This is a genomic window from Patiriisocius sp. Uisw_017 (genome assembly GCF_047731265.1).
In the GTDB taxonomy this organism is placed as follows: domain Bacteria; phylum Bacteroidota; class Bacteroidia; order Flavobacteriales; family Flavobacteriaceae; genus Patiriisocius.
In genome coordinates this window covers 926,065-948,899 of sequence record NZ_CP159835.1, presented here as the reverse complement: position 1 = coordinate 948,899, position 22,835 = coordinate 926,065, and the positions used below count along the sequence as shown (strand labels likewise).

Genomic DNA, 22,835 nt, shown 5'->3' with positions numbered 1-22,835 from the left:
TTTTGTGTTTAGAAATTCTTAAATGTGGTTATTTGTGCTCACGCGTACTTAACCTTTGAAGATGTCAGAATTATTTTTGACAAAACTGGGAGGAGAAATAATAATGAAGAAAGTATTGGACTATTTTTAATCCTGATATACCCTGGGTTTTCTAATTAGTAATTCCTTTATTCTTTCTTGAGCTTTTTGGGAAAAGATTGATAAGATTAGGATTTCTAGACAATTTTCCAAATGCCTTCGTGTTTCAGTAATAGATGGTCATCGGTAAAAATTCACCAATAAAAAATCACTATTTCTGCTTGAGAAATTGCGGTATGTTTCTCATAATCAATAGGAATTATCCTGCCAATGCTGTTCGATTTTTCGGCTTCTTTGACATTCTTTATATGTTTTTTCCGGAGCGATCTCTTAAACTGTAATAAGAAATTGTATATAAATTGAAATCAGGATGGAATGCTTTTTTCAGTTTTTCTGCCCCTCCATTTGCTGTTCCGTCAACATCGTTCGTTAAGGTTTGTATCACCTGGACTATTATATGATTGGCTATTTTTGGTTTGCGCTGTTAGGCTTGCCGCTGCTGTAAAAGGAAGCATAAGTAGAAGATTTTGAGACGTTTTCATTTATGAATCTTTTTTGAGGATTGATTTTTTTCAAATTGCAAACAACCAAGAGATATTATGAGGTATTGATTTTCCTAAAAATAGTGATTTCTATTTAGAAACTTAAAAAAGTAGTTTTTGAGCAAAAAAAAAAGACACTCAAAATAGAGTGTCTTTTTAGTTTTGAAAATTTTATAAATTTAGTTGGATCGTATCTCAATTTCATCAAGTTCATAGGAACCATCAAAATCTTCATTTCCATTACCTGTGTATCTAAATGCAATATGACCTGTGCCAGAAACACATTCTAAGCCGACATTACCAGAAGGAAACCAATCTCCAAAGAAATCATCGTCTCCAACAATAAATGCAGACGGAAGTTCGCTCCAATTAGCATTAGGAATATTATCTGCAACGCCGTCCCAATTAAAAGAAATTAATACAGCCATAGTGCTACCGTCTGAGAAACTATTAGATGTTTTAAAGTTTAAAGTTTCTCCGTCTTGTGCGTCAAAATCAATTTGTGGAGTCACCAGCCATGCTATCGTGCTGTCGTCTCCAGACATAAAAGATCCTATAGTTGCAGATGTTCCTAAAGACGCATTTACACCATCGTCAAAAAATGCTTCCCAAGCTTGAGACCCAGTTTCAGCATAGTTCGTCCAGCCGTTTCCAGCTATTGGATTGTTTGTTTGTTGTGATTCAAAGAAGTCGCTAAAAATCACGTTGATCCCTGTTGTTGCCGCAATACCGCAGTCTACGATTTCTGGATCGCAACGATCTGGATTGTCAAAATTGATTGTTGTTGGGTCATTTACAACCACATTAAACTCCTCTCCAAAGAAATCCATTGTCAATAAACCATCAAGTGTCCCTTTACCTGCAGGTAATAATAAAGACTTAAAGTCTGCAAAAGTACTTGTGCTAAAAACAACAGTTTGTCCAGCCGCACAGCTTTCTAAAGAGCGCTCACCATCAAATTGATCTTCGGGCTCTCCTGCAAAAGTTTTTGGATCTCCTACAGCATCTTCAAAAGAAAATTGAACATCGTTTAAACGAATGTAAAGATTAATATTTTCATTACTAAATTCAGAAAAAGAGATAACCTTAGGTTCAATAGACGCTACTTCTGGATCCCTAATAACGAATTCTCTTAATTGAGCTTCTGGAATTTTTTCAAAGTTATTTCCGTTTGGAATCCCTAATGTCATTACTCCGTTTGATAAGCCTACAGTCAAACCATCTAGCTTCACGAATGCTTTTCTACCGAATTCGACGTACGTAAACAAAGGACTCACATCGATCAAAACACGTACACCTCTTGTTGGGTTAACTGCGTTGTCTTGCATGATTATTTCTTCAAAGAAGTTCCCAGATTCGTCATTAGAAACTACAAAACCAGAGATGAATGAGTTCGTTTCAGAGAACGTAATTGGATTATTTTGATTTTGTAACAATGCATCGTAAAGAGCACCAATGGTAATAATGGTGCCTTCAATATTTGGAGCAGTTACACTGGTATCCGGAACATCAAAATCATCATCTTTTACGCAAGACACTACTAAAAGTGCCGTTGCAAATACTAGGATTAGTTTGTAAAAATTTATTACTTTCATCTTTATTATATTTAATATATTCTTTAAAATTAAAATCTTACATAGAAATTAAGGTAATACGTGGTGCCGTTTCCGAAGAAATACCTGTTGCCAAAAACGGCAGTTTCTCTATTTGATTCTTCTACGAGACCACGATAATCTGCAATCCTAGAATCTTCAAACCCGCCCGTCCTATAACGTGTGTTAAAGACGTTGTTAATGGTTGCAAAGAACCCAACAAAGTATTGTTTAATTTTCCAAGATTTTCCACCCACCACGTTGACAAGTGTATAATCATCAAATTGTTCTTGTTGTAATAATTGCGTTGCAATTTCTGGATCGTAATCATTAAAACCTAAGCCATCAGTGTCATTGGCAAAGTTGTCGTTTCTTCTAAGGGTACTGACGTCTATATATGCGTTTGAAAAGTAGTTTCCTGTAACGCCAAACCACCAGAAATTTGGATCGCGGTATTCAAATCCTAATTGGTATGCGTTTTCTGGTCCACCTGCAATGTGGAGGTTTTCTAACTTAGTTGTTCCATCGCCCAATGTTCTCTCACCTGCAAAATCATCACTAGTAAAATACTGGTTAGGATTATTGGTAAAAACATATTGTGCCATGGAGGCAGCGCCTTTTAACTTGATTGTTGGGGTTATTTGTGCTTCAATTCCTATCTCAACTCCTGCACGGCGTGATTCTATTCCTGTAAGCACTTCCTGAACAAAAAGACCGTCACCGTCTGCATCTCTTACAGATTCTGTAAAGAAGAAATTAATATCTGTTTGATCTTGTATAGTATTGTAAAAACCAGTTAATCTTGCTTTTACTATTGGGGAACGATAAATATAACTCAAATCTACATTCTGTGTTTTTTCAGTCTCTAATCCTACGACAACATCATTATTTTGACGCGAATTACTAAACGAGTTTCTAATACTTGGAGCTCTTGTTAGGAATCCTGCATTCAAATCTATAAGGTGTCTGCCTGTTACTTTATACGTTGCACCACCTTTTACACCAAAAGTGCTAAAATTTAGCTGTTCGCTCTCGCCAAAAGACCTATTCCCTCCTTGAAAATTTCCATTTTCATACAGTCCAGTACGCTGATAACTTGTAGTACCTGCGTTTGCTGCTAAATAAAAATCTACTGCATTGTATTTAAATTGTGCCTGTGCAAAACCAGAAAACACATTGACGTCTAAGTCAAAATTATATTTGTAACGATCCCCTACAGTTACAAAACGATTAGGATTTCTAACATCACTTTGGGCTAAGGTGCCTTCTGCAACTTCTGCAGATCCATCTTGAGAAGCATCTTGAGAAAAGTTGTCAATATCTAAATAACCATTACCCCCTAAAAGGTCACGAACTTCGGCATAGTTTTCACTTTTTAAACTTCGGTATGCTAAATTTGCATTCAAGGTTATGTTATCTGTAAGTTCAGAGAATAAAATAGAATTTATTTGAAATTGATTGTCCTTATTCACGTCATCCTGTATGACATAAGTCGAATAAGATGGATTCCCTAAGGCATCTATATTTGCATCATATAATGAGTTCCAAGGAATTTGACCATCGTTAATAAATTGCTCTCTTGCTTGGTAAGCTTGTTGGTAATTATAAGCTGTTGGGTTTTCAAACCTTAAAAAGTAACTAGGAAGTCTTTGGTAGTAGTTGCCTGCTGGGTTACGTGCACCACCAGCATAGAAGTTTTGTCCATCGATTGTGCTTAAAAGTTGTGTGCCGTTATTGTCTATGCGGCTGTTTTTTATAGTACCACTTTGATATCCAAGGTTTGTATTAAGGGTGGTTTTTTCACCAATATTCCAGTAGTGATTTAACATGAAAATTGGCTCTTCGATCTCCCGAATTCGGCTGTTGCGAATTTCACCATCTTGCTCTCCCCAGTTTGGATTGTATTTAATACCTTTTAAATCTCTTTGTTCTTGAGTTATAGCAGTAGAACGTCCTCTGCGGTTTGGAGTATAAAAAGCAGTAAAATTAAGACTATGATCTTTATTAATTTTCTTTTCTACGGAAGCAAAAAATGAATTTGCGTCGTATAAGGTACCCTCTTGATATCCTTCGTCTCCAAAACGACGTGCTATAGAAAATGAATAGGCCCAACCATTTTGCAGTAACCCACTATTATAGGTTCCCATAATTCTACCACGGTAACTTCTATTAGATGATGCATACGATACACGACCTCCTTGGCGGTATTGTGAAGCACGCATAATTATGTTACTGGTTCCTGCTACATCTCCAAAGGTGTTATCATTAGGAGAAAGACCCATACTAAACTCTCGGTTGCGTTGTACATCATTTAATCCACCCCAGTTTCCCCATTGCGGGCGGCCAGTGAATTGCTTGTTCATTTCAAGACCATTAATAAGGAGTTTATTATTTGCATTATCAAGACCACGAGGTCTAAAGAACGTTGCGCTAAAGTCAAATGCAGCGGCATTTAAGAAGGCGTCTCTTCCCGCTTGCAGCAATCCAGAGGTGTTAAAGGCGGTACCTCCATCTTGATCGAGTTCATTGTCACTAAGACTAATTATGCCAATTTGAGCTTCAATTGCAGAAATGTCAATATCCAACAAAATAGGATTAAGGTCCAATGGTCTTCCTCTTAGAACATTAATAGGGACACGAATAGATTTAAAGCCAGATTTACTAACTAATAAAACTTGTTCGCCTTGTGGGAGCTCACCTTCTATAAGAAAAAGGCCATTAGCATCTGTCATCGCATCAAAAATACTAGCTTGAATGCTAATACTTACACTTGGAATGACCTCGCTAGAATTTGTTTCCACTACTCTTCCTTTTACGATCGAGTTTTGAGCTAGCATTGCGCCCGAGACTAAAAAAATCGTAAAAAAAGTAACAATGAGTTTTTTCATTCCAAAAATTTAAGGTTTTAACCACCAAAATATTCCGATTAACGATGGTAGGTTGTTAATTTATTGTTATCGCGTGTAAAACTACATTTTAATTGTGAAATACCTATTTTTGATGCACGATTTGTATAAAATTTTACACAAACATAATATTCTACCCTGATGAGACTCAATAAATTACTACTCTTTGTTTGTTTATTTACTAGTACAATGCTCTTTGCCCAAGCTAAGAAGGAGTATAAGGTTAATACCATTGCATTTTACAATGTAGAAAATCTTTTTGATACAGAAAATGACCCTATAACATTTGATGATGACCGCACTCCGGACGGAAAAGATCATTGGACTGAAGAAATTTACCAAGCAAAGTTAAAGAACATGGCGAAGGTAATTGCCGAAATTGGCAGTGACGTAACGGGAACTACCCCGGCTGTTATAGGTATTTGTGAAACAGAAAACAGAAAAGTATTAGAAGACCTAGTTAATCAAGAACCACTTTTAAAAAAGGATTATGGGATTATCCAGTTTGACTCACCTGATAGAAGAGGTATAGATGTAGCTCTTTTATATCAAAAGAGACTTTTTATTCCAACAAATTATCGTGCCCATGAGTTGTTGATCTATGATAACAATGATAGAACGAAACGAATCTTTACGAGAGATCAATTGGTGGTAAGTGGAATGTTAGATGGAGAAAAAATACATTTAATAGTAAATCACTGGCCGTCAAGAAGCGGAGGAGAAGCCCGCAGTCGCCAAAAGAGAATTAGTGCCGCCAAATTAAACAAGCACATTATAGATTCTATTTTCGTAGAGGAGCCATATGCGAAGATTATAACAATGGGAGATTTTAATGACGATCCAACAAGCCCTAGTGTAAAAAAGATATTGAAGACAAAAGCGAAACGTGTTGGGATGAATACAAAACAACTATACAATCCTATGGAGGAAATGTATAAAGATGGATTAGGAACCTTGGCGTGGCGTGATGGCTGGAATTTGTTTGATCAAATTATCGTTTCTGCAGAGCTAACTAAAAAAGATTTTACGACGTATCGGTTTTACAAAGCAGGTATTTATAACAAATCTTATTTAACAAATTCTAGAGGTCAATACAAAGGCTACCCATATCGTAGTTTCGGGAACGGCTCTTTTACTGGTGGTTACAGCGATCATTTTCCAGTATATATATACTTAATAAAAGAAAAGACTCCATCGGAAATTAGTGAACAAAAATAATATTTAGCAGCAGTTAGCGTTGTAAGGATAAAAAAGCTGAGATTTCAACGAGTGAAATTTCAGCTTCTTATTGTCTTTTTTCTTTCAGCGTAAGCGGCTCTTCAGCTATAACTAAATACTACTTATTTAGATTAGATGTCCTCTAAAACCACTGTGCCCATGGTATTCTACTCAATAATAATGTAAGAGCAATGGTATAAAAAATAGAAAGAGTTTTAAACTTAGGTTCAGAGGTACGTTTCTTTTTGTGTTTTGAATAACCAATTGTAATAAAAACAACCGCTAAAATCATTACGGTAATATGTTCAACGGCATATAATCGCAACATAGAATCTTTCATAACAGCGCTCATACCGTTGTTTATGATAGATTGAATTCCTAAGGGAGAAATAAAATATAAAATCAACCCTATTAATAATTGAAGATGCATTACAATAAGCGTAAAAAGAGAAAGTCTAAAATCTTTATAGCTATATTCTTTTTTTGTAAAGTGACCTTGAAGCGCGTTTAAGGTAGCTAAGACAGCAACAACTACAACAAGATATGCCCAATAAGAATGTATAAATTGAACTGTTTGATACATTGGTTTATAATTTAAATTATGCGTTACAAAGATACCATTTTACCGCATAAAAAAAGCCGCCTTAGGGAAGGCAGCTTTTTAAAGTTATAATTTTCTAACTATTAGAAGTTATAACGAATACTTCCATTGTAAGTTCTACCATTACCAAGACCCACACCAAAGTTGTTTTGTTGTGTTACAAAGCTTTCATTACCTGCATTAAAAACATTTCCTCTAAAGGTAAGCTTGTTGCCTCCAAAGTTGAATTTATAAGTAAGACCTAAATCGAATAATCCATAAGAATCAATAAGGTCAGACTGAAATCTTTCTCCAACTAGTGCGGCTTCAGCTACATCAGATGCATCTACTTGCGCATATAGATTTGAAAACACATTGTAATCTACATCTATACTCAGTCCTTCAAAAGCATTAATCACTAAACCAACACCAAAGGATGTTTGCGGTGCTTGACCAACTTTAGTTCCAGTTAAATCGATATTTCCATCTTCTGCACCTGGTATGGTAATAAATTCTAAGGTATCTTCATCTTGTCTAGTAACTGGTGTTGATCCATCATATTTCCAGTTTCCTATAGATCCATATCCTTTTAATCTATAACGATCATTGTCTGGACGATATTCAAAGTCAAATTCTAAACCTTGATGTATTTGTGTTACATCTGTAAATCTATCTGTGAAGAATCTCTCCATTGTTTGACCAGGATTACTTGGGTCTGGTACATTATCCGTACCACCATTAGACACAAAACGATTACCCCATTCAGTGCGATATATATCTATATTTACACGTAACTTCCCTTTATTAAAACGATAACCAGCTTCGTAACTAGTAATCTGTTCGTTATCAACATCTGGCTTCACTAAGGCATTTGAGTTGCGAATATCAGCAAAAATATTATCTAAATAAGGTTGACGTGAATAGTATCCTCCATTTACAAAGAACGTGTGTGTGTCAGTTACTGTATAACTTAAACCCCCTTTAAGGTTATACCCAATTTTGTTTATTTTTTCAGACTCTCCTAAACCGTTAATGCCATCAATAGTGACCCCGGTAAAACGACCTGTTCTTTGATAAGACTGACTCGAAAGCGCTCCTTGGAAAAATGCTGAGAAATGATCCGTTGCATACTCTGCTTGTCCAAAACCACCAATATAGTTGATGTTTTCACTGTAATCAAATTGTGTGCGATTCTCTTCATCTGCAAAATTAAATAATGAAGACCAAGGATCTGCAGCATACTCATTAGTAAAGGTATATTCATCAGGTCTATCTGTTCTAAAGTTATCTGTAAAACCGTTTAATCCTAAAAGATCGTTTACTTGTCTAAAGTGATCACCTTTATATAATCTAGCATCAGCCCCTACACTTAAATCCCAGTTTTCACCAGCATCAAAGCTTAAGTTAGAAAGAAGACCATACCAGTTATGGTTGTTTACGGAAGAACGACGAATGTAAGAATCGCTAAAGTTACCATTTCCATTTCCATCTGCTCTATTTATGTTATTGTCTCTAATAGTTTCGAAATCAATTTCATCTCTTGTACCGTCACCAGCTCTATCAAAACGTACACGGTTGCTTCCACTACCTAAGCCACCAGTTCCACCACCACGACCCCAGGAGGCGTATAGTACAGTAGATAGTTCTGTTTTCTCACTTAGTTCATAATCCCAGTTAAGGTTTGCTACTGGTTTGTGGTAGTAGTTGCGTCTTTCAGTAAAACGCTCTCCATCTAAGAATCCTGAGTTAGGGTTGTGTTTTCCGCCAAAAGTATTATATACTTCTTGCTGTTGACCAAAGTTTTGATCGTGATATTGTGGAGCACCCGTGATTAAGAAGTTAAAAATACTTTTCTCGCTAGCTTTATAACCAACTGAGAACATATAGGTTTGTCCTTGTCCTTCAGTACCCACTGCAAATTTACGGTGTGCTTGCCAGTGGTCTAGTAATACTGAAAATCCCCAACCACTTTCGCTCATTCCTGAGTTGTAGTTAATGGTTCCTTTAAAGTAACTATCGTTACCACCTAATAAACGCACAAAACCACCTTCCTTTTTGTCAGTAGTTTTTGATACGATGTTTACGGTACCACCAACTGAAGAAATTGCAAGTTTAGATGCACCAAGTCCTCTTTGTACTTGTACCGCATTTGCAACATCACTCATACCAGACCAGTTAGACCAGAACATGCGCCCATCTTCTGGACTGTTAATTGGTTGACCATTTAATAAGAATGCTGTGTTCGTATCGTCAAACCCTCTTAAGAAAACTTGGCTATCACCAAATCCACTACCTTGGTTTGCAACATAAACAGAAGGAGTGTTCTTGAAAGATTCCGTAAACTCTACGTTACCTGCCGCTTTAAGAGTAAGTTCTTCAGCAGTAATCGTAGATACTGCTATTGGAGTTCTTCTTCCTTCTGCGATATTAATAACGCCATTTCCTATAATGATTACTTCATCTAGTGAGGCCGCGCCTGCAGTTAATGCAATGCTTCCTAAGGCAGCAGTGCCATTGTCTATAGTATAAGACATACGACGCATCTCGTACCCAACATAACTAATAGATACACTTCCTTTGTTGTTATTTACATTAACGGTAAAGTTACCATCAAAGTCTGTAATAACACCATTTGTTGTTCCAGTAACAATAACGTTTGCGCCTGGCAGTGGACCTCCTAGCTCAGGATCCACTACGGTACCAGTAACGATTCCTTGTGCAAAGGAAGTAAGACCGGCCATTAATAAAAATAAGAGTAAAAGTTTTTTCATTTGTTTTGTTTTTATGGATGATTTTTTTGCAAAAGTAGGGTTTACTTTAACATTTATCGATGCTAATTGTTAACAAATTGCCAAGAAATTACCAACAAATTTAATATTACGAATATGTACAAGGAAATGCCTGAGGAATAAACAAATTAGGATTGAGTTAATAACACGGCAATCAACACATTGTAACTAGTAAGTGATGCAGTCTAATTTATCTCTTAAAGGGGTAATCAAGTTAAAATACGCTTCGTGATACTTTTTAGGAAGGGGTTTTGAGGCGGGTAAATCTTGTCTAAAAGGGTCAACTTGCTTGCCGTTCTTCCAAAATCTATAACAAACGTGAGGTCCACCAGTATTTCCAGTCATTCCTACCCAACCAATCACATCACCTTGTCTTACAAAGTTGCCCACACGCACATTTCTGCTCTTCATATGTAAATACTGTGTTTCGTATGTGCTGTTGTGTTTTATCTTAACATAGTTTCCATTACCGCCTCTTCTTTCAGATTTAGTCACTGTACCATCTGCTGTTGCAACGATAGGGGTTCCTATATTTGCAGCAAAATCTGTTCCCTTGTGAGGTCTTAATTTATACCCATAATATTTAATACGTCTTTTTAAATTGTATCGCGAAGAAATACGACTAAATTTTACGGGGGCAGTTAAGAACGCTCGACGTAGATTTTCAGTTTTTTCATCATAGAAGTCGTTTTTTAGACTATCATTCTCATATTCAAAGGCATATAGAGGAACTCCTTTATGCTCAAAATAAGCAGCTTTTATTCTGTCTACTCCTGCAGGTATCGTATCATTTATATATTTTTCAACATACACTATTTTAAATCGATCCCCTTTAGGAATTTTAAAAAAGTTAACTGTCCAAGCATAAATATTGGCTAACTTATCGATGAGAGCTGGACTCAAATTTTGCTCTTCCATAGACAAATACAAGGAACTAGAAATAATTCCTGAGGCTTCTTTCTCTACGTATTTTACGTCTTTCTTATTTGAGAAAACTTGTAGGCTATCCCTAAAGTCGACCACGGCATAATCAACTTTGTTCTTTTCGTAGATAAATACCTGGGTTGTATTTAAGGTGTCTTTAGAATTTAATAGCATATAAGGTTTGCCAACAACCATTCTGCGAACATCAAAACTATCTTTGAATTTTGTCGCAACCCCGAATATTTTAGCGTTGCTTACCCCATATTCGTTTAATATGTCACCAAAAGTATCTCCAGTTCTAATGGAATCTCTTATTACATTAAAATCATTGAGTGCAAATCCATATTCGGTTACTGTTTTTTCAACTTCTTGATCGTCAATAGGCAGATCATCTTCTTTCAGGTTATCTGTACAGGTTGTAAATAATAAGGCTAATGCGAGGAGGGAGATTATATGTTTCAATGTAGTATTTCTGCTGTTTTTTAAAGGTTAGTACCCCAATTTTTTATTTCATCTTTGGTCCAAACCTCTGGGAAGAATATCCGTCGTTGGTATTTTGGATGCATATATTTTGTCCAATCACTTCCGCCAGTAGCTTCAATTTCTTCACCACTTTGCGTTTTAGCACCTTCTATGTAGTACTTTGCAGCATTATAGTGTGCCATTACCCAAGTAATATTAACCGTATGGTCATAATGGCGCATTGCTTCAATTAATTTGGGGTCTTCTTTTACTTGGGCAGGTAATTCTTTAAAACGCGCATATAAATTTTTAGTATTATACTCTTGTGTAAAATCTACAAATTCTGCTCTGTAACGTTCTTCAAAGGCTGTAAGTAAATAAGATTTTTTTCCTGTTGCATAATCCTTCCCCGCAGCTTGCCAGTATAAGTGATCTAATGCGTGCTCATAAGATGTGTTGCGATCTATCGTATCTCTAAAACGAGCGTCTATTAAATTTATTAAATCTGTAGAAGCAAATTCAATCTTTCTATATTGAGCACTTTGAAAACCACTTGCTGGAGTAAGTGTCATACGGAATTTCATATACTGTTCAACTTCCATGCCATCACGCATGATCGTAAAAGAAGAGGAAAGCATATCGAAATACCGGCTAATGCGCATTAATTTTTGTGAAAAGAAAGATGCTGTGATTTTTTCGGACTTTGCTACTTGCTCTATTTCCCAAAGAATCATTTTAAACAGGAGTTCATTGATTTGATGGTACATAATAAAAACCATTTCATCGGGAATTTGAGTTCTTTGTATTTGTATACTTAATAAGGCATCTGTTTTGATATAATCCCAATATGTAATTGGCTCACTATAAAGTAACCCTTCTAAATGTGTGTCTAAATCTTGGTCTATGGCGCCAAATTTTTCTTCGAGTTGTTGTAATAGTTTTTTGGTTGAAGGTTTGATTTCCATATTATTATTCTGGAATAATTTTGAACTGATGCTTCAGTCCTTTATACTCGGTTAATGTTGCTTTTAAGGAACCTACCATTAAATCTGCTTTGATTAAAATGGGTATTTTATTCTTGTCATCTGTAACCCAAACGGTGACACTTTCTTCTTTTTTAAATACTCTCCCAGATTCTACATAGGGTCTAAAAATTAGGGTTGGGACTCGACCAAAAGGAGTATCTAAGGTTTCTCTTCCCAAAAATTTTAAACGAAATTTATGTGTTCCACCGTCAAAAAACATGTTCATATCCAGGACATCACCTTCGCTAAGATTAGTAATATCTAATTGGTTTCTTAGATAATAAAAAGACGAAACCATATCCTGTGCATTGTCAGGCAGCGAAATCTCTTGAGTAGTTTTATGCTTTTTATTATTTACGATAGCTATCTGGCTCTCGTGATCAAAGTCAATTTGAATGTCCTTTTTATAACCACCTTCATCTATTTTTCGAATAAATCGATACGGGATATCCTTTGTTTTGTCAATATAGGATTGGTAATAATCGTCAACTCCAAAAACCCAACTTGTAATTCCTGTAGTGTGTCCTTCTCCTTGAACATGATACACTTCTTTGCCGTTTACAAATGCATCGTCTACTTTTAAAGTAGCGTAGCCAGCCGTTATAAGCCCATAATGAACACGGAACTTAAACCATTCTCCATTTCCATAAGCACGCTCTTGAGCGATTCCTGTTACGGTAAATAAAAGTACTAGCATTGTAGCCGAGTTTTTCATAGTGATTGCAGGTTTAACCACATATTTACAATAGTTGTTCCGTTTTTTTAATTCTGAATTTTTAGTTGAGAATTAGGAATGAACTTTAATATCAAATGACCTAACGTAAAATAGTAATATTTTAGTATTCAAGAAACCTGAAACCCTTTTACAGCCAGCTTTTATAATAATCTTCATCGGCTATTTTCATAGCCTCTTCAGTGACCATTAATGGTTTAAATGTATCTACCATCACAGCTAGTTCATTACTTTTCTTTTTGCCAATGCTTCGCTCTACAGCACCTGGATGTGGACCATGAGGAATTCCGGCAGGGTGTAAAGAAATATGTCCAGCATCTATGTCATTTCGGCTCATAAAATCTCCATCTACATAATATAGCACCTCATCGCTATCGATATTGCTATGATTATATGGTGCAGGAATACTTTCAGGATGATAATCATACAATCGTGGGCAGAATGAACAAATTACAAAAGCATCTGTTTCAAATGTTTGGTGTACCGGCGGTGGTTGGTGAATACGTCCTGTAATAGGTTCAAAATCGTGTATTGAAAAAGCATAGGGATAGTTATACCCATCGTAGCCTACAACGTCAAAAGGGTGCGATGCATAGACCATTTCTATAATCTCATCTTTTCTTTTTACCTTAATTAAAAAGTCTCCTTTTTCATCATTGGTTTCTAATTCGTAAGGAACTCTAATGTCTCTTTCGCAAAACGGCGAATGTTCTAAATGTTGCCCAAACCAATTGCGATATCGCTTAGGAGTATAAATAGGGCGACGTGATTCTACAATAAAAAGTCTATTGTCTTCAGTATCAAAATCTATTTGGTATATTATACCTCTTGGGATTAATAAATAATCTCCATATTTAAAATCTAAATTTCCTAAATGCGTTCGCAATTTACCGGAACCCTTGTGAATAAATAAAAGTTCATCTGCGTCTGCGTTTTTATAAAAATAATCTTCGAGGGAATGTTTAGGCGCCGATAGAATAATGGAGCAATCACTGTTTGTGAGTACTGCTTTTCTACTCTCTAAATAGTCATTTTCTGGTTTTACTTGAAACCCTCTTAAACGGTACGATTGGAGATTGTTTTCTTTTGCTATTTTAGGAGCAACGCTATACTGTCGTTTAATGTCCTTAACCATTGTTGGGCGATGCTCGTGATAACTATTGGAGTACATCCCGTCAAATCCTATGGTCCCAAAAAGTTGTTCGTGATAAAGAGAGCCGTCTGGTTTTCTAAATTGTGTGTGTCTTTTATGTGGAATTTTTCCGAGGCTATGATAACGTGGCATTTCTATATATTTTATTACACAAATATCGGAAAAATAAAACGAACGATTAGGGCAGAATATGGCGAATTACGAATGAATAATTATAGTCGTTAAAGTATATCACATCAAAAATGTTAATATGCTCTAAATACTTAAAAATACTCTCAACCGCTTTTGTACCTTTATATTTTAAATTGAACTTATGATTGAGGAAATTACTATAGAACATGAAAAGACAATTTTGATTGGACTTATTACCCAAAATCAAGATGAGCATAAGTCTATGGAATATTTGGACGAGCTTGAATTTTTAACCTATACGGCCGGAGGAGAAGTGATAAAACGTTTTACTCAAAAAGTTACTACCCCCAATCCGAAAACCTTTATTGGTACTGGTAAAATGGAAGAGGTACGCGTTTTTGTTGAAGCGAATGATATAGGTACTGTCATTTTTGACGACGAGCTATCTGCTGCCCAACAGAAAAATATTGAAAAAATATTAGATTGTAAAATCATAGATCGAACGAATCTAATTTTAGATATTTTTGCACAAAGAGCACAAACAAGCTACGCACGCACGCAAGTAGAATTGGCACAGTATGAATATTTACTGCCAAGATTGGCAGGTATGTGGACCCACTTAGAAAGGCAGCGCGGTGGTATTGGAATGCGGGGTCCTGGTGAAACCGAAATTGAAACTGATAGAAGAATTGTAAGAGATCGTATTGCATTACTGAAAAGGAAAATAGCAAAAATAGATCGTCAAATGGAAGTGCAACGTGGCAATCGTGGTGCATTGGTGCGAGTGGCTTTAGTTGGATATACCAACGTTGGGAAATCTACCTTGATGAATGTTATTAGTAAAAGTGACGTTTTTGCTGAAAACAAATTATTTGCTACACTAGATACGACCGTACGAAAAGTGGTTATAGGAAACTTGCCATTTTTATTGAGTGATACCGTAGGGTTTATAAGAAAGCTACCCACTCAATTAGTAGATTCTTTTAAAAGTACGCTGGACGAAGTTCGCGAGGCGGATTTACTCTTACATGTTGTTGATATTTCTCACGCTAGTTTTGAAGATCAAATAGCATCGGTTAGGAATACGCTTGATGAGATTGGAGCAGCAGACAAGCCCACAATCATGGTGTTTAATAAAATAGATGCCTATAAACAAGAAATGATAGACGAAGACGATCTAGTAACCATAAAAACAAAAGCTCATTTTACCTTAACCGAGTGGAAAAGAACGTGGATGAGCCAGACTGAAGGGGATGCTATTTTTATTTCAGCATTGAATAAGGAAAACTTTGATGAGTTTAGAAAGTTGGTATATGATAAAGTTCGTAACATTCATGTAACTCGTTTTCCATATAATAATTTTCTCTATCCTGAAGAGTACATAGAGTAAGATCCATATTTAATAAAGTGAATTTACTGTTTAAAGAAAGATAAAGCCTTTAAATATGGATCTTACTCTAGGTAGAACGAGTTCATCAATCTGTATCACAAATAAAGCCTCGACAAAATGTGTCGAGGCTCTATTAATTTTTATTTATGCCTATAGAAGAGACGGTTTTATTAAATTCTCTTAGAAAGAATAGTTTAAACCAAATAACCAATAACTTTGTAAATCATTATCAACATTATCAAAAGATGGCGCTGCGCCACTTCCCTCAACAAAATTAGTAGTTGCAAAATTAACAGCTTCTTGTTGGTTGCCTCGCAGTCCATACTCAAAGCCTAATCCAATTCCTTTCCAAAGAGTATACCCTATGGAGTTTATCCACGTCCAGTTTGATAAGTTAGAAGATTCATAACTTTGAAATGCAGAAAGGTTAGTTTTAAAGTTAACAGGACCAAATTTACGAGTGTAGTCTACCAATAGTTTTGCTCCCAAAGAAGATTCAAATATTGCATCATTATCAGCAAAAACAAAGTTGTAGTTTATGGGGTGCACAACAACAACAAGGTTTTCTATTGGTGTCCAAGTACCACCAATACCTGCATCAAGATATCCAGGGTCATTGAAGTTGTTTAAGATAGTGGTACGATATTCTACTAATCCAGAAACAGCAAAGTTTGTGAAAACATATCTTCCGTATAATGAAGAGATATTAAATACATCTGTACCTTCTTGAAAACTATCGTCATCAGTTGGGTCGTCTCTATCATCAAATTTTACCCAACCTAGGTTTACATTAAGTGCATTCCTCCAGAAAAATTTTTCTTGTTTAAGATTTGCATATCCATTTAATGTAATACCAATGTTTCCAGAGTTTACATTTGCTGTTTCTTGTCCAAACCAATTGTTAAAACTAGATAAATTCACCCCTACGGTACCAAAGGCTCCATATTTCCATCCTGGTAATGAATCAATTTTTACTTGGATTGCATCTGCTTCTCCCTGTAGCGCCTTTGCAGCAGCCTCTTTTTCAGTTTTTAGGACCTTAAGTTCTTCTTCTGATTGTGCATTCACGGAAGATACTACAACAAACAAAACAAATAATAAAAGTAATTTTTTAGACATTTTTTTACCAATTAGATTAACACTTATAATTTTAAAGCGCTAATGTAATGTTTATGTTACAATATTAATAAACTAGTAAAATCGGTTCATTGTTTTGGGCCTACTATTTACGACCTTAAATCGAGAAACTATCAGCGCAATTATTAATAAGAATTTCATTGCTTTCTCATTTCTTATGTAAACCTATTTCTTTTTTTTATAAAGAGGGACAGAAGAACACGCTTCCCCAAAAAGAATTTTTTTAGCCAGAGGTTGAATTTTTTTTACCAAATCGCTGTATGCCGAAGGAGGAATTGGTTTTGATGTGCATCCTTTGATGATTATCGACTTGTCCATAAACGGAGTAGGATCTAATTGAGTTATGATATCAGAATACAAAACTGTTTCTAAAAGTTCTAAATTACCTTGAATGATTTTTTTTGAAAAAGGAGACAAGTGTGCCGCAACCAGCATAAAGGCCCAAGCAGGAATTATTGCATTTGTACTGCAATGCATAGCCACATATGTATCCTGATATTGCTCCCAATTATGAGCGTCCACCGCCGCTCTAAAATCTTTTTCTTTTAAAACAATACCTTCTAGTAACCAAGGCGAAATGTCTAATCGTACACGTTTTCCTTCAGGATATAAATCTTCTAAATCTATTGTTAGAAGTGGGCTTTTTGCTACGCGGTTTATGATTTCTTTTTCCATTTTAATTATAGGGTCTTACTTACAATTTTATAATATAGTATTTGTTTTCTAATTAATTTTACGGATGATGGACACTTCTCCACAATTCGTAATAATTCTCTCAAATTCATATGAATTTTGATGGAATCGTTTTTAATAGTAGAATCTATTATTTCAATGTTTTGTATTACAGGAATTTACTTTATAAATATAACAGTTCATCAAATTAAAAAAAAACCCTCCATTTTCAAAATATGTTTCAGCGGTTCCTAGCTAATCATTTCATTCGTATCACATGAGCGTTAACCTATTTCGAGCAAGCCTTTGTGGTTGAAATAGATTACAAATAGAGCATTGTCCGGGAAATAATTGACAGCTAACTTTTGGGGATCAAATGTTCCATAGAACTCAATGGGATCCATCTCCTTTGCCTGGAATAAATCTCCAATAAAAATGAAATTATTAATGGCGTCTCTTTCAAAAAATTTAATAGAATGGTTATTCTGTTCCTGATTTTGTTGATCTACTAGAGATTTCGGTGTCTCAAAACCATTAGGATTGTGGTTCGTTTTTTTTTGTGCAATTATAGAAGAATCTGAGTCAATTAATCTAGGGGTATCTTGTGAACTAATAGCGCTATCTTTTTTGCAAATAAGAAGCGTTAGGGAAACTGCTATAAATAGAAGAAAACTTTGCCTCATCTCTTGTGAATATTTTAGTGTATAAAAAAATCTAAATAACCACTAGGGTCATTATGATTGGTTTTAATAAAATCCTTAAAACAAAGGTGGTGGACTGATTTACAAATAAGCAGGTTGTATTTACAGTTTTAACCGGTTACAGCATTCCTAATTCCAACTTGGCCTCATCACTCATTAAGTCCTGTGTCCACGGTGGATCAAAAGTTATTTCTACTTCAGCATCTTTTACCATTTTCAAAGACTTTACTTTGTCTTCTACTTCAAGAGGTAATGTTTCGGCAACGGGGCAATTGGGTGTAGTTAAGGTCATTAATATTTTAACCTCGTTGTCTTCATTTACAAATACATCGTAAATTAAACCTAGTTCGTAGATGTCTACAGGGATTTCAGGGTCGAAAATCGTCTTTAATACTTTTACGATTTTTTCTCCTAAATCTTCTGTGTTTATAGTTTCAGTGCTCATGTGTTTGGAGAGTTTGAATTATTTAATTTAGATTGAAAAGCAACAGCATATAATTTAAGCTGCTTTAACATAGAAACAAGACCATTGGCCCTTGTTGGAGATAGGTGCTCTTTGAGGCCTATTTCGTCAATAAATTTTGTGTCAGCTTCAAGGATGGCAGCTGGTGTTTGGTTGTTGAAACTTCTTATTAGTATGGCAATTATTCCTTTTGTAATTATCGCATCACTATCTGCTGTAAATTCAATTTTATCATCTACTAAAGCTGCATCCAACCACACTTTACTTTGGCATCCTTTGATAAGTTTGTCATCACTTTTCTCTGAAGGTGTTATTAACGGAAGCGATTTTCCAAGATCGATCATATATTCGTAGCGTTGCATCCAGTCATCAAACATGGCGAACTCACCGATTATATCTTGTTGAATATCTTGAATAGACATTGTTTCTATTTTCAATTTTTATTTTTTTTGGCCGTTAGTAATTGGCTGCGATCTGTTTTCGAGTAAAATGTTAACACTTCTTCCACAATACTATATGATCCTGTATTGCTTATAGCTTTTAAATAGGCTCTTTCGGTTTCCATAACTGGCTCGTCACAATACATCTCAGTAGCCATAAGTTGACCTATGTTTATGGCAAATAAATCAATCGAATAGTTTCCTGAAAATTGATTACAACCTGACGCTCCACTGATGGTTTTGTTAATGGCGGTAAATTGCAGCGTAAGGGAAGACTTAGAATTAACAGTAGCGCCGTAAACACCAGTAATCGTATAGCTGCCAGAAAGTTGAGCGGTTCCTGCCGTATCTATTACTTTTTTTGTTTCGTTGCAACTTGTTATTAGAATGGTAACGAGTAATAAACTAAATAAAACGCCTATTTTTTTCATTTTGCAAATGTTTAAGATAACATCATATGGGCTTTTTTTACAGCAGCTACTAAGATATCGATTTCTTTTTTAGTATTATAAAAAGCAAAAGACGCTCGAACGGTGCCTGGAATTTTATAGAAATTCATGATGGGTTGTGCGCAGTGATGCCCTGTTCTTACAGCAATTCCTAATTTGTCAACAATGGTCCCTATGTCGTATGGATGGATTCCTTCAATATTAAAGGATATCACTGAGGTTTTCTCAGCACTTGTTCCATATATTTTCAATCCTTTTATCGATAGTAATTGTTGTGTAGCATAGTTCAACAACTCGTTCTCATGTTCTGCGATTGCTTCAAAACCAATGTCATTTAAATAATCTATGGCAGCGCCAAATGCAATACCGCCAGAAATATTAGGCGTTCCTGCTTCGAATTTATGAGGTAATCCGGCATAGGTAGTTTTCTCAAAAGTTACTTCAGCAATCATTTCTCCACCACCTTGATAAGGAGGTAATTTTTCTAGCCATTTTTCTTTTCCATAGAGCATTCCTACGCCTGTTGGGCCACACATTTTATGGGCAGACGTAACGTAAAAATCACAATCTAATGCCGCCAAATCTGGTCTTACATGAGAACACGCTTGTGCTCCATCAATTAAAACGGCGCCCCCGTTTTGATGGGTTAATTCAATAATTTCTTTAATTGGATTAATTGTACCGAGTGCATTTGAGATATGGTTCACAAAAACAAGTTTCGTTTTTTCAGAAAGCAGTGTTTTAAAAACGTCCATTTTTAGGCTTCCATCTTCGTGAATTGGGAGCACTTTTAAAATAGCCCCTGTTCGTTCACAAAGCATTTGCCAAGGAACAATATTGCTGTGATGTTCTAATCCTGAAACGATGAGTTCATCACCTTTTTTTAATATTTCAGTAAATCCATTTGCAACAAGGTTAATACTTTCAGTAGCACCAGCAGTAAAAATCACTTCATGTGCATTGGCAATATTAAAGTGTGTTTGTATTTTCTTGCGTGCACCTTCATACGCATCTGTCGCTTCTTGCGAAAGTGAATGCACTCCACGATGTATATTTGCATTATAATTGCTGTAATAATCTACGATACAATCAATAACTTGCTGCGGTTTTTGTGTCGTGGCTGCGTTATCAAGATATACGAGTGGTTGCCCATTTACTTTACGAGAAAGAATAGGGAAGTCTTTTCTTATTTCGTTTACATCAAACATTTGTATAATTAAGAAGGTTTTAATGCCTCGTGGGCTTGCGCCGAGGCGTTTATTATACGTTAAATCCTAAATTCACTCCAATTTTAGTGGCAATTAATTTATTGATACGTTCTTTTAATTCAGGAATTTTCACGCTTTCTAAAACGGTATTTGCAAAGGCATACATTAACAATGCACGCGCTTCCTTTTCTCCGATTCCTCTAGACCTAAGGTAAAATAAGGCTTCTTCATCAAGTTGACCAATAGTACAACCATGAGAACATTTTACATCATCTGCAAAAATTTCTAATTGGGGTTTTGCATTGATGGTCGCTTTATTACTCATTAGTATGTTGTTGTTTTTTTGAAAGGCGTCTAACTTTTGAGCTTCCTTTTCAACATATACTTTACCATTAAATACTCCGGTGGAACTATCGTCGAAAATACCTTTGTAGTCCTGATGGCTCTCGCAATTTTCAGCGATGTGATGTACAAGTGTATTGTGGTCAACGTGTTGTTTCCCCTTTATTATGGTGATTCCGTTTAAAATTGAATCGCAATATTCTCCTCTTTGTACAAACTTAAGGTTGTTACGAACAATTTTTCCGCCAAAAGAAAATGTGTGAATGCTACAAATACTTTCACGTTCTTGTGAAATGTATGTATTGTCGATTAACGACGAAGTTATCCTATCATTCTGAATTTTATAGTAGTCTATGTACGCTCTTTTTTCGGCAAAAATTTCAGTCACACTATTCGTAAGTACAGGGTTATCAGTTAGCGATTGGTGACGCTCAATAATTTGCACGTGAGCATTTTCTTCAACTACAATAAGATTTCGAGGCTGTAATAATGTAGCAGCTTCATTTCCAGTTGAAAAATAGATAACCTCAATAGGCTTATCCGCTTCTTTATTTTTGGTGATTTTGATGTAAGCACCTTCTTTTGCAAAGGCGGTGTTTAAAGAAGTTAGACTAGATTTATTTGCAGCCTTGTTATAATATGCTTCAATAATACTGCGGTATTTGGGTTTGTTAAGTGCAGATGACATTAAGCAAACATCTATGGTATCGTGTGTGGTTTCAGATAAAAAAGAACTGTATACTCCATCTATAAAAACAATTTTATAGGTGTCTATATCGTGCAGAAAGTATTTTTTCACATCTTTAAACTCTATTGCATTTTCGCGACTAGGAAAAATGCTGTATGCTTCCTTAAGGATTGGTTTAAGGGAGGTATACTTCCAAGCTTCTTCTTTTTTAGAAGGAAATCCTTGATCTTCGAAGGATTTCATTGCCTCTTGTCGAAGATCGTGCAATGGAGAATCTGCTCCTTGATGATCTTCAAAAGCTAGGAATGATGATTGTAATTTTTCTTTTAAATTCATATTTATTTTCCGTAAAAACGAAAATATTTTCAAGATTAAACTTATAATGGGAATAATTACCCATTAAATATATCTTCTTCTTTCTCGTGCCTCTGTCGTCAGAGGAGTTTAAAAGAGAGTCGTTATTGAACCATTTCTTCTTTGATCCAGTCGTATCCCTTTTCTTCCAGCTCGTATGCTAATTCTTTTGTTCCAGATTTTACAATTTTACCATTCATTAATACGTGTACAAAATCTGGTATAATGTGGTCTAATAAGCGTTGGTAGTGTGTGATAACAACCACAGCATTGTCTTTGCTCTTTAACTTGTTTACACCATTTGCAACAATTTTCAGCGCATCAATATCTAATCCAGAATCTGTTTCATCAAGGATTGCTAATTTAGGCTCTAACATTGCCATTTGAAAAATCTCATTTCGTTTTTTTTCACCGCCGGAGAACCCTTGGTTTAAAGAACGCGATAAAAATTTTCGGTCAATCTCTAATAAGTCTGCTTTTTCGCGAATCATTTTTAACATTTCACTGGCAGGCATGTCTTTAAGTCCTTTTGCTTTCCGATTTTCGTTAATGGCAGTTTTGATAAAATTTGTAACTGAAACCCCTGGGATTTCTATTGGGTATTGAAACGAGAGAAAGATGCCTTGGTGGGCTCTCTCTTCTGGATCCATTTCAGAAATATCATTCCCATTTAAGGTAATAGTACCTTTAGTAACTTCAAATTCTTCTTTACCTGCAATAATGGAAGCTAGGGTACTTTTCCCCGAACCATTTGGTCCCATTATAGCGTGTACTTCACCAGGCTTAATATTTAGTGTAATACCTTTTAAGATTTCTTTGCCTTCGACACTCGCGTGTATGTTTTTTATGTGTAGCAT

General features: G+C 35.5%; 20 protein-coding genes. 2 read left to right on the top strand and 18 right to left on the bottom strand.

Annotated features, from left to right (window positions below):
* Positions 1–382 precede the first annotated feature (382 nt).
* The 3 genes from ABXT67_RS04295 to ABXT67_RS04285 form a co-directional block, all read right to left on the bottom strand.
* The gene (locus ABXT67_RS04295) at positions 383–523 is read right to left on the bottom strand and encodes a hypothetical protein (protein WP_415376052.1); all 141 of its coding nucleotides are present in this window, start codon (positions 521–523) and stop codon (positions 383–385) included.
* 276 nt (positions 524–799) lie between these two features.
* Positions 800–2,215, bottom strand: a complete 1,416-nt coding sequence (locus tag ABXT67_RS04290; protein ID WP_415376051.1) for a DUF5689 domain-containing protein — start codon at positions 2,213–2,215, stop codon at positions 800–802.
* 29 nt (positions 2,216–2,244) lie between these two features.
* Positions 2,245–5,100 carry a carboxypeptidase-like regulatory domain-containing protein gene (locus tag ABXT67_RS04285; protein WP_415376050.1) on the bottom strand — a complete coding sequence of 952 codons (2,856 nt, stop codon included), beginning with the start codon at positions 5,098–5,100 and terminating at the stop codon, positions 2,245–2,247.
* A gap of 159 nt (positions 5,101–5,259) precedes the next feature.
* Here ABXT67_RS04285 and ABXT67_RS04280 point away from each other — a divergent pair, with 159 nt between their 5' ends.
* Positions 5,260–6,336: an endonuclease/exonuclease/phosphatase family protein gene (locus ABXT67_RS04280; protein ID WP_415376049.1), complete on the top strand. Its 1,077-nt coding sequence runs from the start codon at positions 5,260–5,262 to the stop codon at positions 6,334–6,336.
* Positions 6,337–6,478: 142 nt separating this feature from the next.
* Here the strand turns inward: ABXT67_RS04280 and ABXT67_RS04275 are convergent, their stop codons facing one another.
* The 6 genes from ABXT67_RS04275 to ABXT67_RS04250 all read right to left on the bottom strand — a co-directional run bounded on the left by ABXT67_RS04275 (position 6,479) and on the right by ABXT67_RS04250 (position 14,134).
* Positions 6,479–6,919 (bottom strand): hypothetical protein, encoded by a 441-nt coding sequence (locus tag ABXT67_RS04275; protein ID WP_415376048.1) that lies wholly within the window; start codon positions 6,917–6,919, stop codon positions 6,479–6,481.
* Between the two features lie 101 nt (positions 6,920–7,020).
* Entirely contained in the window at positions 7,021–9,687 is a 2,667-nt protein-coding gene (locus ABXT67_RS04270) for a TonB-dependent receptor (protein WP_415376047.1), read from the bottom strand.
* A gap of 186 nt (positions 9,688–9,873) precedes the next feature.
* Positions 9,874–11,091, bottom strand: a complete 1,218-nt coding sequence (locus tag ABXT67_RS04265; protein ID WP_415376046.1) for a peptidoglycan DD-metalloendopeptidase family protein — start codon at positions 11,089–11,091, stop codon at positions 9,874–9,876.
* 20 nt (positions 11,092–11,111) lie between these two features.
* Positions 11,112–12,056 carry a tryptophan 2,3-dioxygenase family protein gene (locus tag ABXT67_RS04260; RefSeq protein WP_415376045.1) on the bottom strand — a complete coding sequence of 315 codons (945 nt, stop codon included), beginning with the start codon at positions 12,054–12,056 and terminating at the stop codon, positions 11,112–11,114.
* Between the two features lie 4 nt (positions 12,057–12,060).
* Positions 12,061–12,813: a DUF3108 domain-containing protein gene (locus tag ABXT67_RS04255; RefSeq protein WP_415376044.1), complete on the bottom strand. Its 753-nt coding sequence runs from the start codon at positions 12,811–12,813 to the stop codon at positions 12,061–12,063.
* A gap of 166 nt (positions 12,814–12,979) precedes the next feature.
* Positions 12,980–14,134 carry a homogentisate 1,2-dioxygenase gene (locus tag ABXT67_RS04250; protein WP_415376043.1) on the bottom strand — a complete coding sequence of 385 codons (1,155 nt, stop codon included), beginning with the start codon at positions 14,132–14,134 and terminating at the stop codon, positions 12,980–12,982.
* Between the two features lie 181 nt (positions 14,135–14,315).
* Between ABXT67_RS04250 and hflX the strand changes: the two genes are divergently transcribed.
* A complete protein-coding gene (hflX, locus tag ABXT67_RS04245) occupies positions 14,316–15,524 on the top strand; it encodes a GTPase HflX (protein WP_415376042.1) in 1,209 nt (402 codons plus the stop codon).
* A gap of 180 nt (positions 15,525–15,704) precedes the next feature.
* On the opposite strand, the gene ABXT67_RS04240 is transcribed toward hflX, so the two are convergent.
* From ABXT67_RS04240 to sufC, 9 genes are all read right to left on the bottom strand, one after another.
* Positions 15,705–16,643 (bottom strand): DUF3078 domain-containing protein, encoded by a 939-nt coding sequence (locus tag ABXT67_RS04240; protein WP_415376041.1) that lies wholly within the window; start codon positions 16,641–16,643, stop codon positions 15,705–15,707.
* A 183-nt stretch (positions 16,644–16,826) separates the two neighbouring features.
* Positions 16,827–17,336 (bottom strand): DUF2480 family protein, encoded by a 510-nt coding sequence (locus tag ABXT67_RS04235; RefSeq protein ID WP_415376040.1) that lies wholly within the window; start codon positions 17,334–17,336, stop codon positions 16,827–16,829.
* 281 nt (positions 17,337–17,617) lie between these two features.
* Positions 17,618–18,016, bottom strand: coding sequence for a hypothetical protein (locus ABXT67_RS04230; protein ID WP_415376039.1), 399 nt, complete (start codon positions 18,014–18,016; stop codon positions 17,618–17,620).
* A 136-nt stretch (positions 18,017–18,152) separates the two neighbouring features.
* A complete protein-coding gene (locus tag ABXT67_RS04225; RefSeq protein WP_415376038.1) occupies positions 18,153–18,479 on the bottom strand; it encodes a DUF59 domain-containing protein in 327 nt (108 codons plus the stop codon).
* Positions 18,476–18,919 carry a SufE family protein gene (locus ABXT67_RS04220; protein WP_415376919.1) on the bottom strand — a complete coding sequence of 148 codons (444 nt, stop codon included), beginning with the start codon at positions 18,917–18,919 and terminating at the stop codon, positions 18,476–18,478. The genes ABXT67_RS04225 and ABXT67_RS04220 overlap by 4 nt, the downstream gene beginning before the upstream one ends.
* Positions 18,920–18,930: 11 nt before the next feature.
* Positions 18,931–19,368 carry an META domain-containing protein gene (locus tag ABXT67_RS04215; RefSeq protein ID WP_415376037.1) on the bottom strand — a complete coding sequence of 146 codons (438 nt, stop codon included), beginning with the start codon at positions 19,366–19,368 and terminating at the stop codon, positions 18,931–18,933.
* Positions 19,369–19,379: 11 nt separating this feature from the next.
* The gene (locus ABXT67_RS04210; RefSeq protein ID WP_415376036.1) at positions 19,380–20,594 is read right to left on the bottom strand and encodes an aminotransferase class V-fold PLP-dependent enzyme; all 1,215 of its coding nucleotides are present in this window, start codon (positions 20,592–20,594) and stop codon (positions 19,380–19,382) included.
* Positions 20,595–20,646: 52 nt separating this feature from the next.
* Complete coding sequence (gene sufD, locus ABXT67_RS04205; protein WP_415376035.1) at positions 20,647–21,960, bottom strand: Fe-S cluster assembly protein SufD; 1,314 nt, start codon at positions 21,958–21,960, stop codon at positions 20,647–20,649.
* A 122-nt stretch (positions 21,961–22,082) separates the two neighbouring features.
* Positions 22,083–22,835 (bottom strand): Fe-S cluster assembly ATPase SufC, encoded by a 753-nt coding sequence (gene sufC, locus ABXT67_RS04200; protein WP_415376034.1) that lies wholly within the window; start codon positions 22,833–22,835, stop codon positions 22,083–22,085.

Bases quoted from the DNA above. Each gene is read 5' to 3' on its own strand.
- ABXT67_RS04260 (WP_415376045.1), bottom strand. From the start codon at position 12,056: ATGGAAATCAAACCTTCAACCAAAAAACTATTACAACAACTCGAAGAA.
- ABXT67_RS04270 (WP_415376047.1), bottom strand. From the start codon at position 9,687: ATGAAAAAACTTTTACTCTTATTTTTATTAATGGCCGGTCTTACTTCC.
- sufD (WP_415376035.1), bottom strand. From the start codon at position 21,960: ATGAATTTAAAAGAAAAATTACAATCATCATTCCTAGCTTTTGAAGAT.
- ABXT67_RS04210 (WP_415376036.1), bottom strand. From the start codon at position 20,594: ATGTTTGATGTAAACGAAATAAGAAAAGACTTCCCTATTCTTTCTCGT.
- hflX (WP_415376042.1), top strand. From the start codon at position 14,316: ATGATTGAGGAAATTACTATAGAACATGAAAAGACAATTTTGATTGGA.
- ABXT67_RS04215 (WP_415376037.1), bottom strand. From the start codon at position 19,368: ATGAAAAAAATAGGCGTTTTATTTAGTTTATTACTCGTTACCATTCTA.
- ABXT67_RS04250 (WP_415376043.1), bottom strand. From the start codon at position 14,134: ATGCCACGTTATCATAGCCTCGGAAAAATTCCACATAAAAGACACACA.
- ABXT67_RS04290 (WP_415376051.1), bottom strand. From the start codon at position 2,215: ATGAAAGTAATAAATTTTTACAAACTAATCCTAGTATTTGCAACGGCA.
- ABXT67_RS04235 (WP_415376040.1), bottom strand. From the start codon at position 17,336: ATGGAAAAAGAAATCATAAACCGCGTAGCAAAAAGCCCACTTCTAACA.
- ABXT67_RS04240 (WP_415376041.1), bottom strand. From the start codon at position 16,643: ATGTCTAAAAAATTACTTTTATTATTTGTTTTGTTTGTTGTAGTATCT.
- ABXT67_RS04285 (WP_415376050.1), bottom strand. From the start codon at position 5,100: ATGAAAAAACTCATTGTTACTTTTTTTACGATTTTTTTAGTCTCGGGC.
- sufC (WP_415376034.1), bottom strand. From the start codon at position 22,835: ATGCTACACATAAAAAACATACACGCGAGTGTCGAAGGCAAAGAAATC.
- ABXT67_RS04275 (WP_415376048.1), bottom strand. From the start codon at position 6,919: ATGTATCAAACAGTTCAATTTATACATTCTTATTGGGCATATCTTGTT.
- ABXT67_RS04225 (WP_415376038.1), bottom strand. From the start codon at position 18,479: ATGAGCACTGAAACTATAAACACAGAAGATTTAGGAGAAAAAATCGTA.
- ABXT67_RS04255 (WP_415376044.1), bottom strand. From the start codon at position 12,813: ATGCTAGTACTTTTATTTACCGTAACAGGAATCGCTCAAGAGCGTGCT.
- ABXT67_RS04220 (WP_415376919.1), bottom strand. From the start codon at position 18,919: ATGTCTATTCAAGATATTCAACAAGATATAATCGGTGAGTTCGCCATG.
- ABXT67_RS04280 (WP_415376049.1), top strand. From the start codon at position 5,260: ATGAGACTCAATAAATTACTACTCTTTGTTTGTTTATTTACTAGTACA.
- ABXT67_RS04230 (WP_415376039.1), bottom strand. From the start codon at position 18,016: ATGAGGCAAAGTTTTCTTCTATTTATAGCAGTTTCCCTAACGCTTCTT.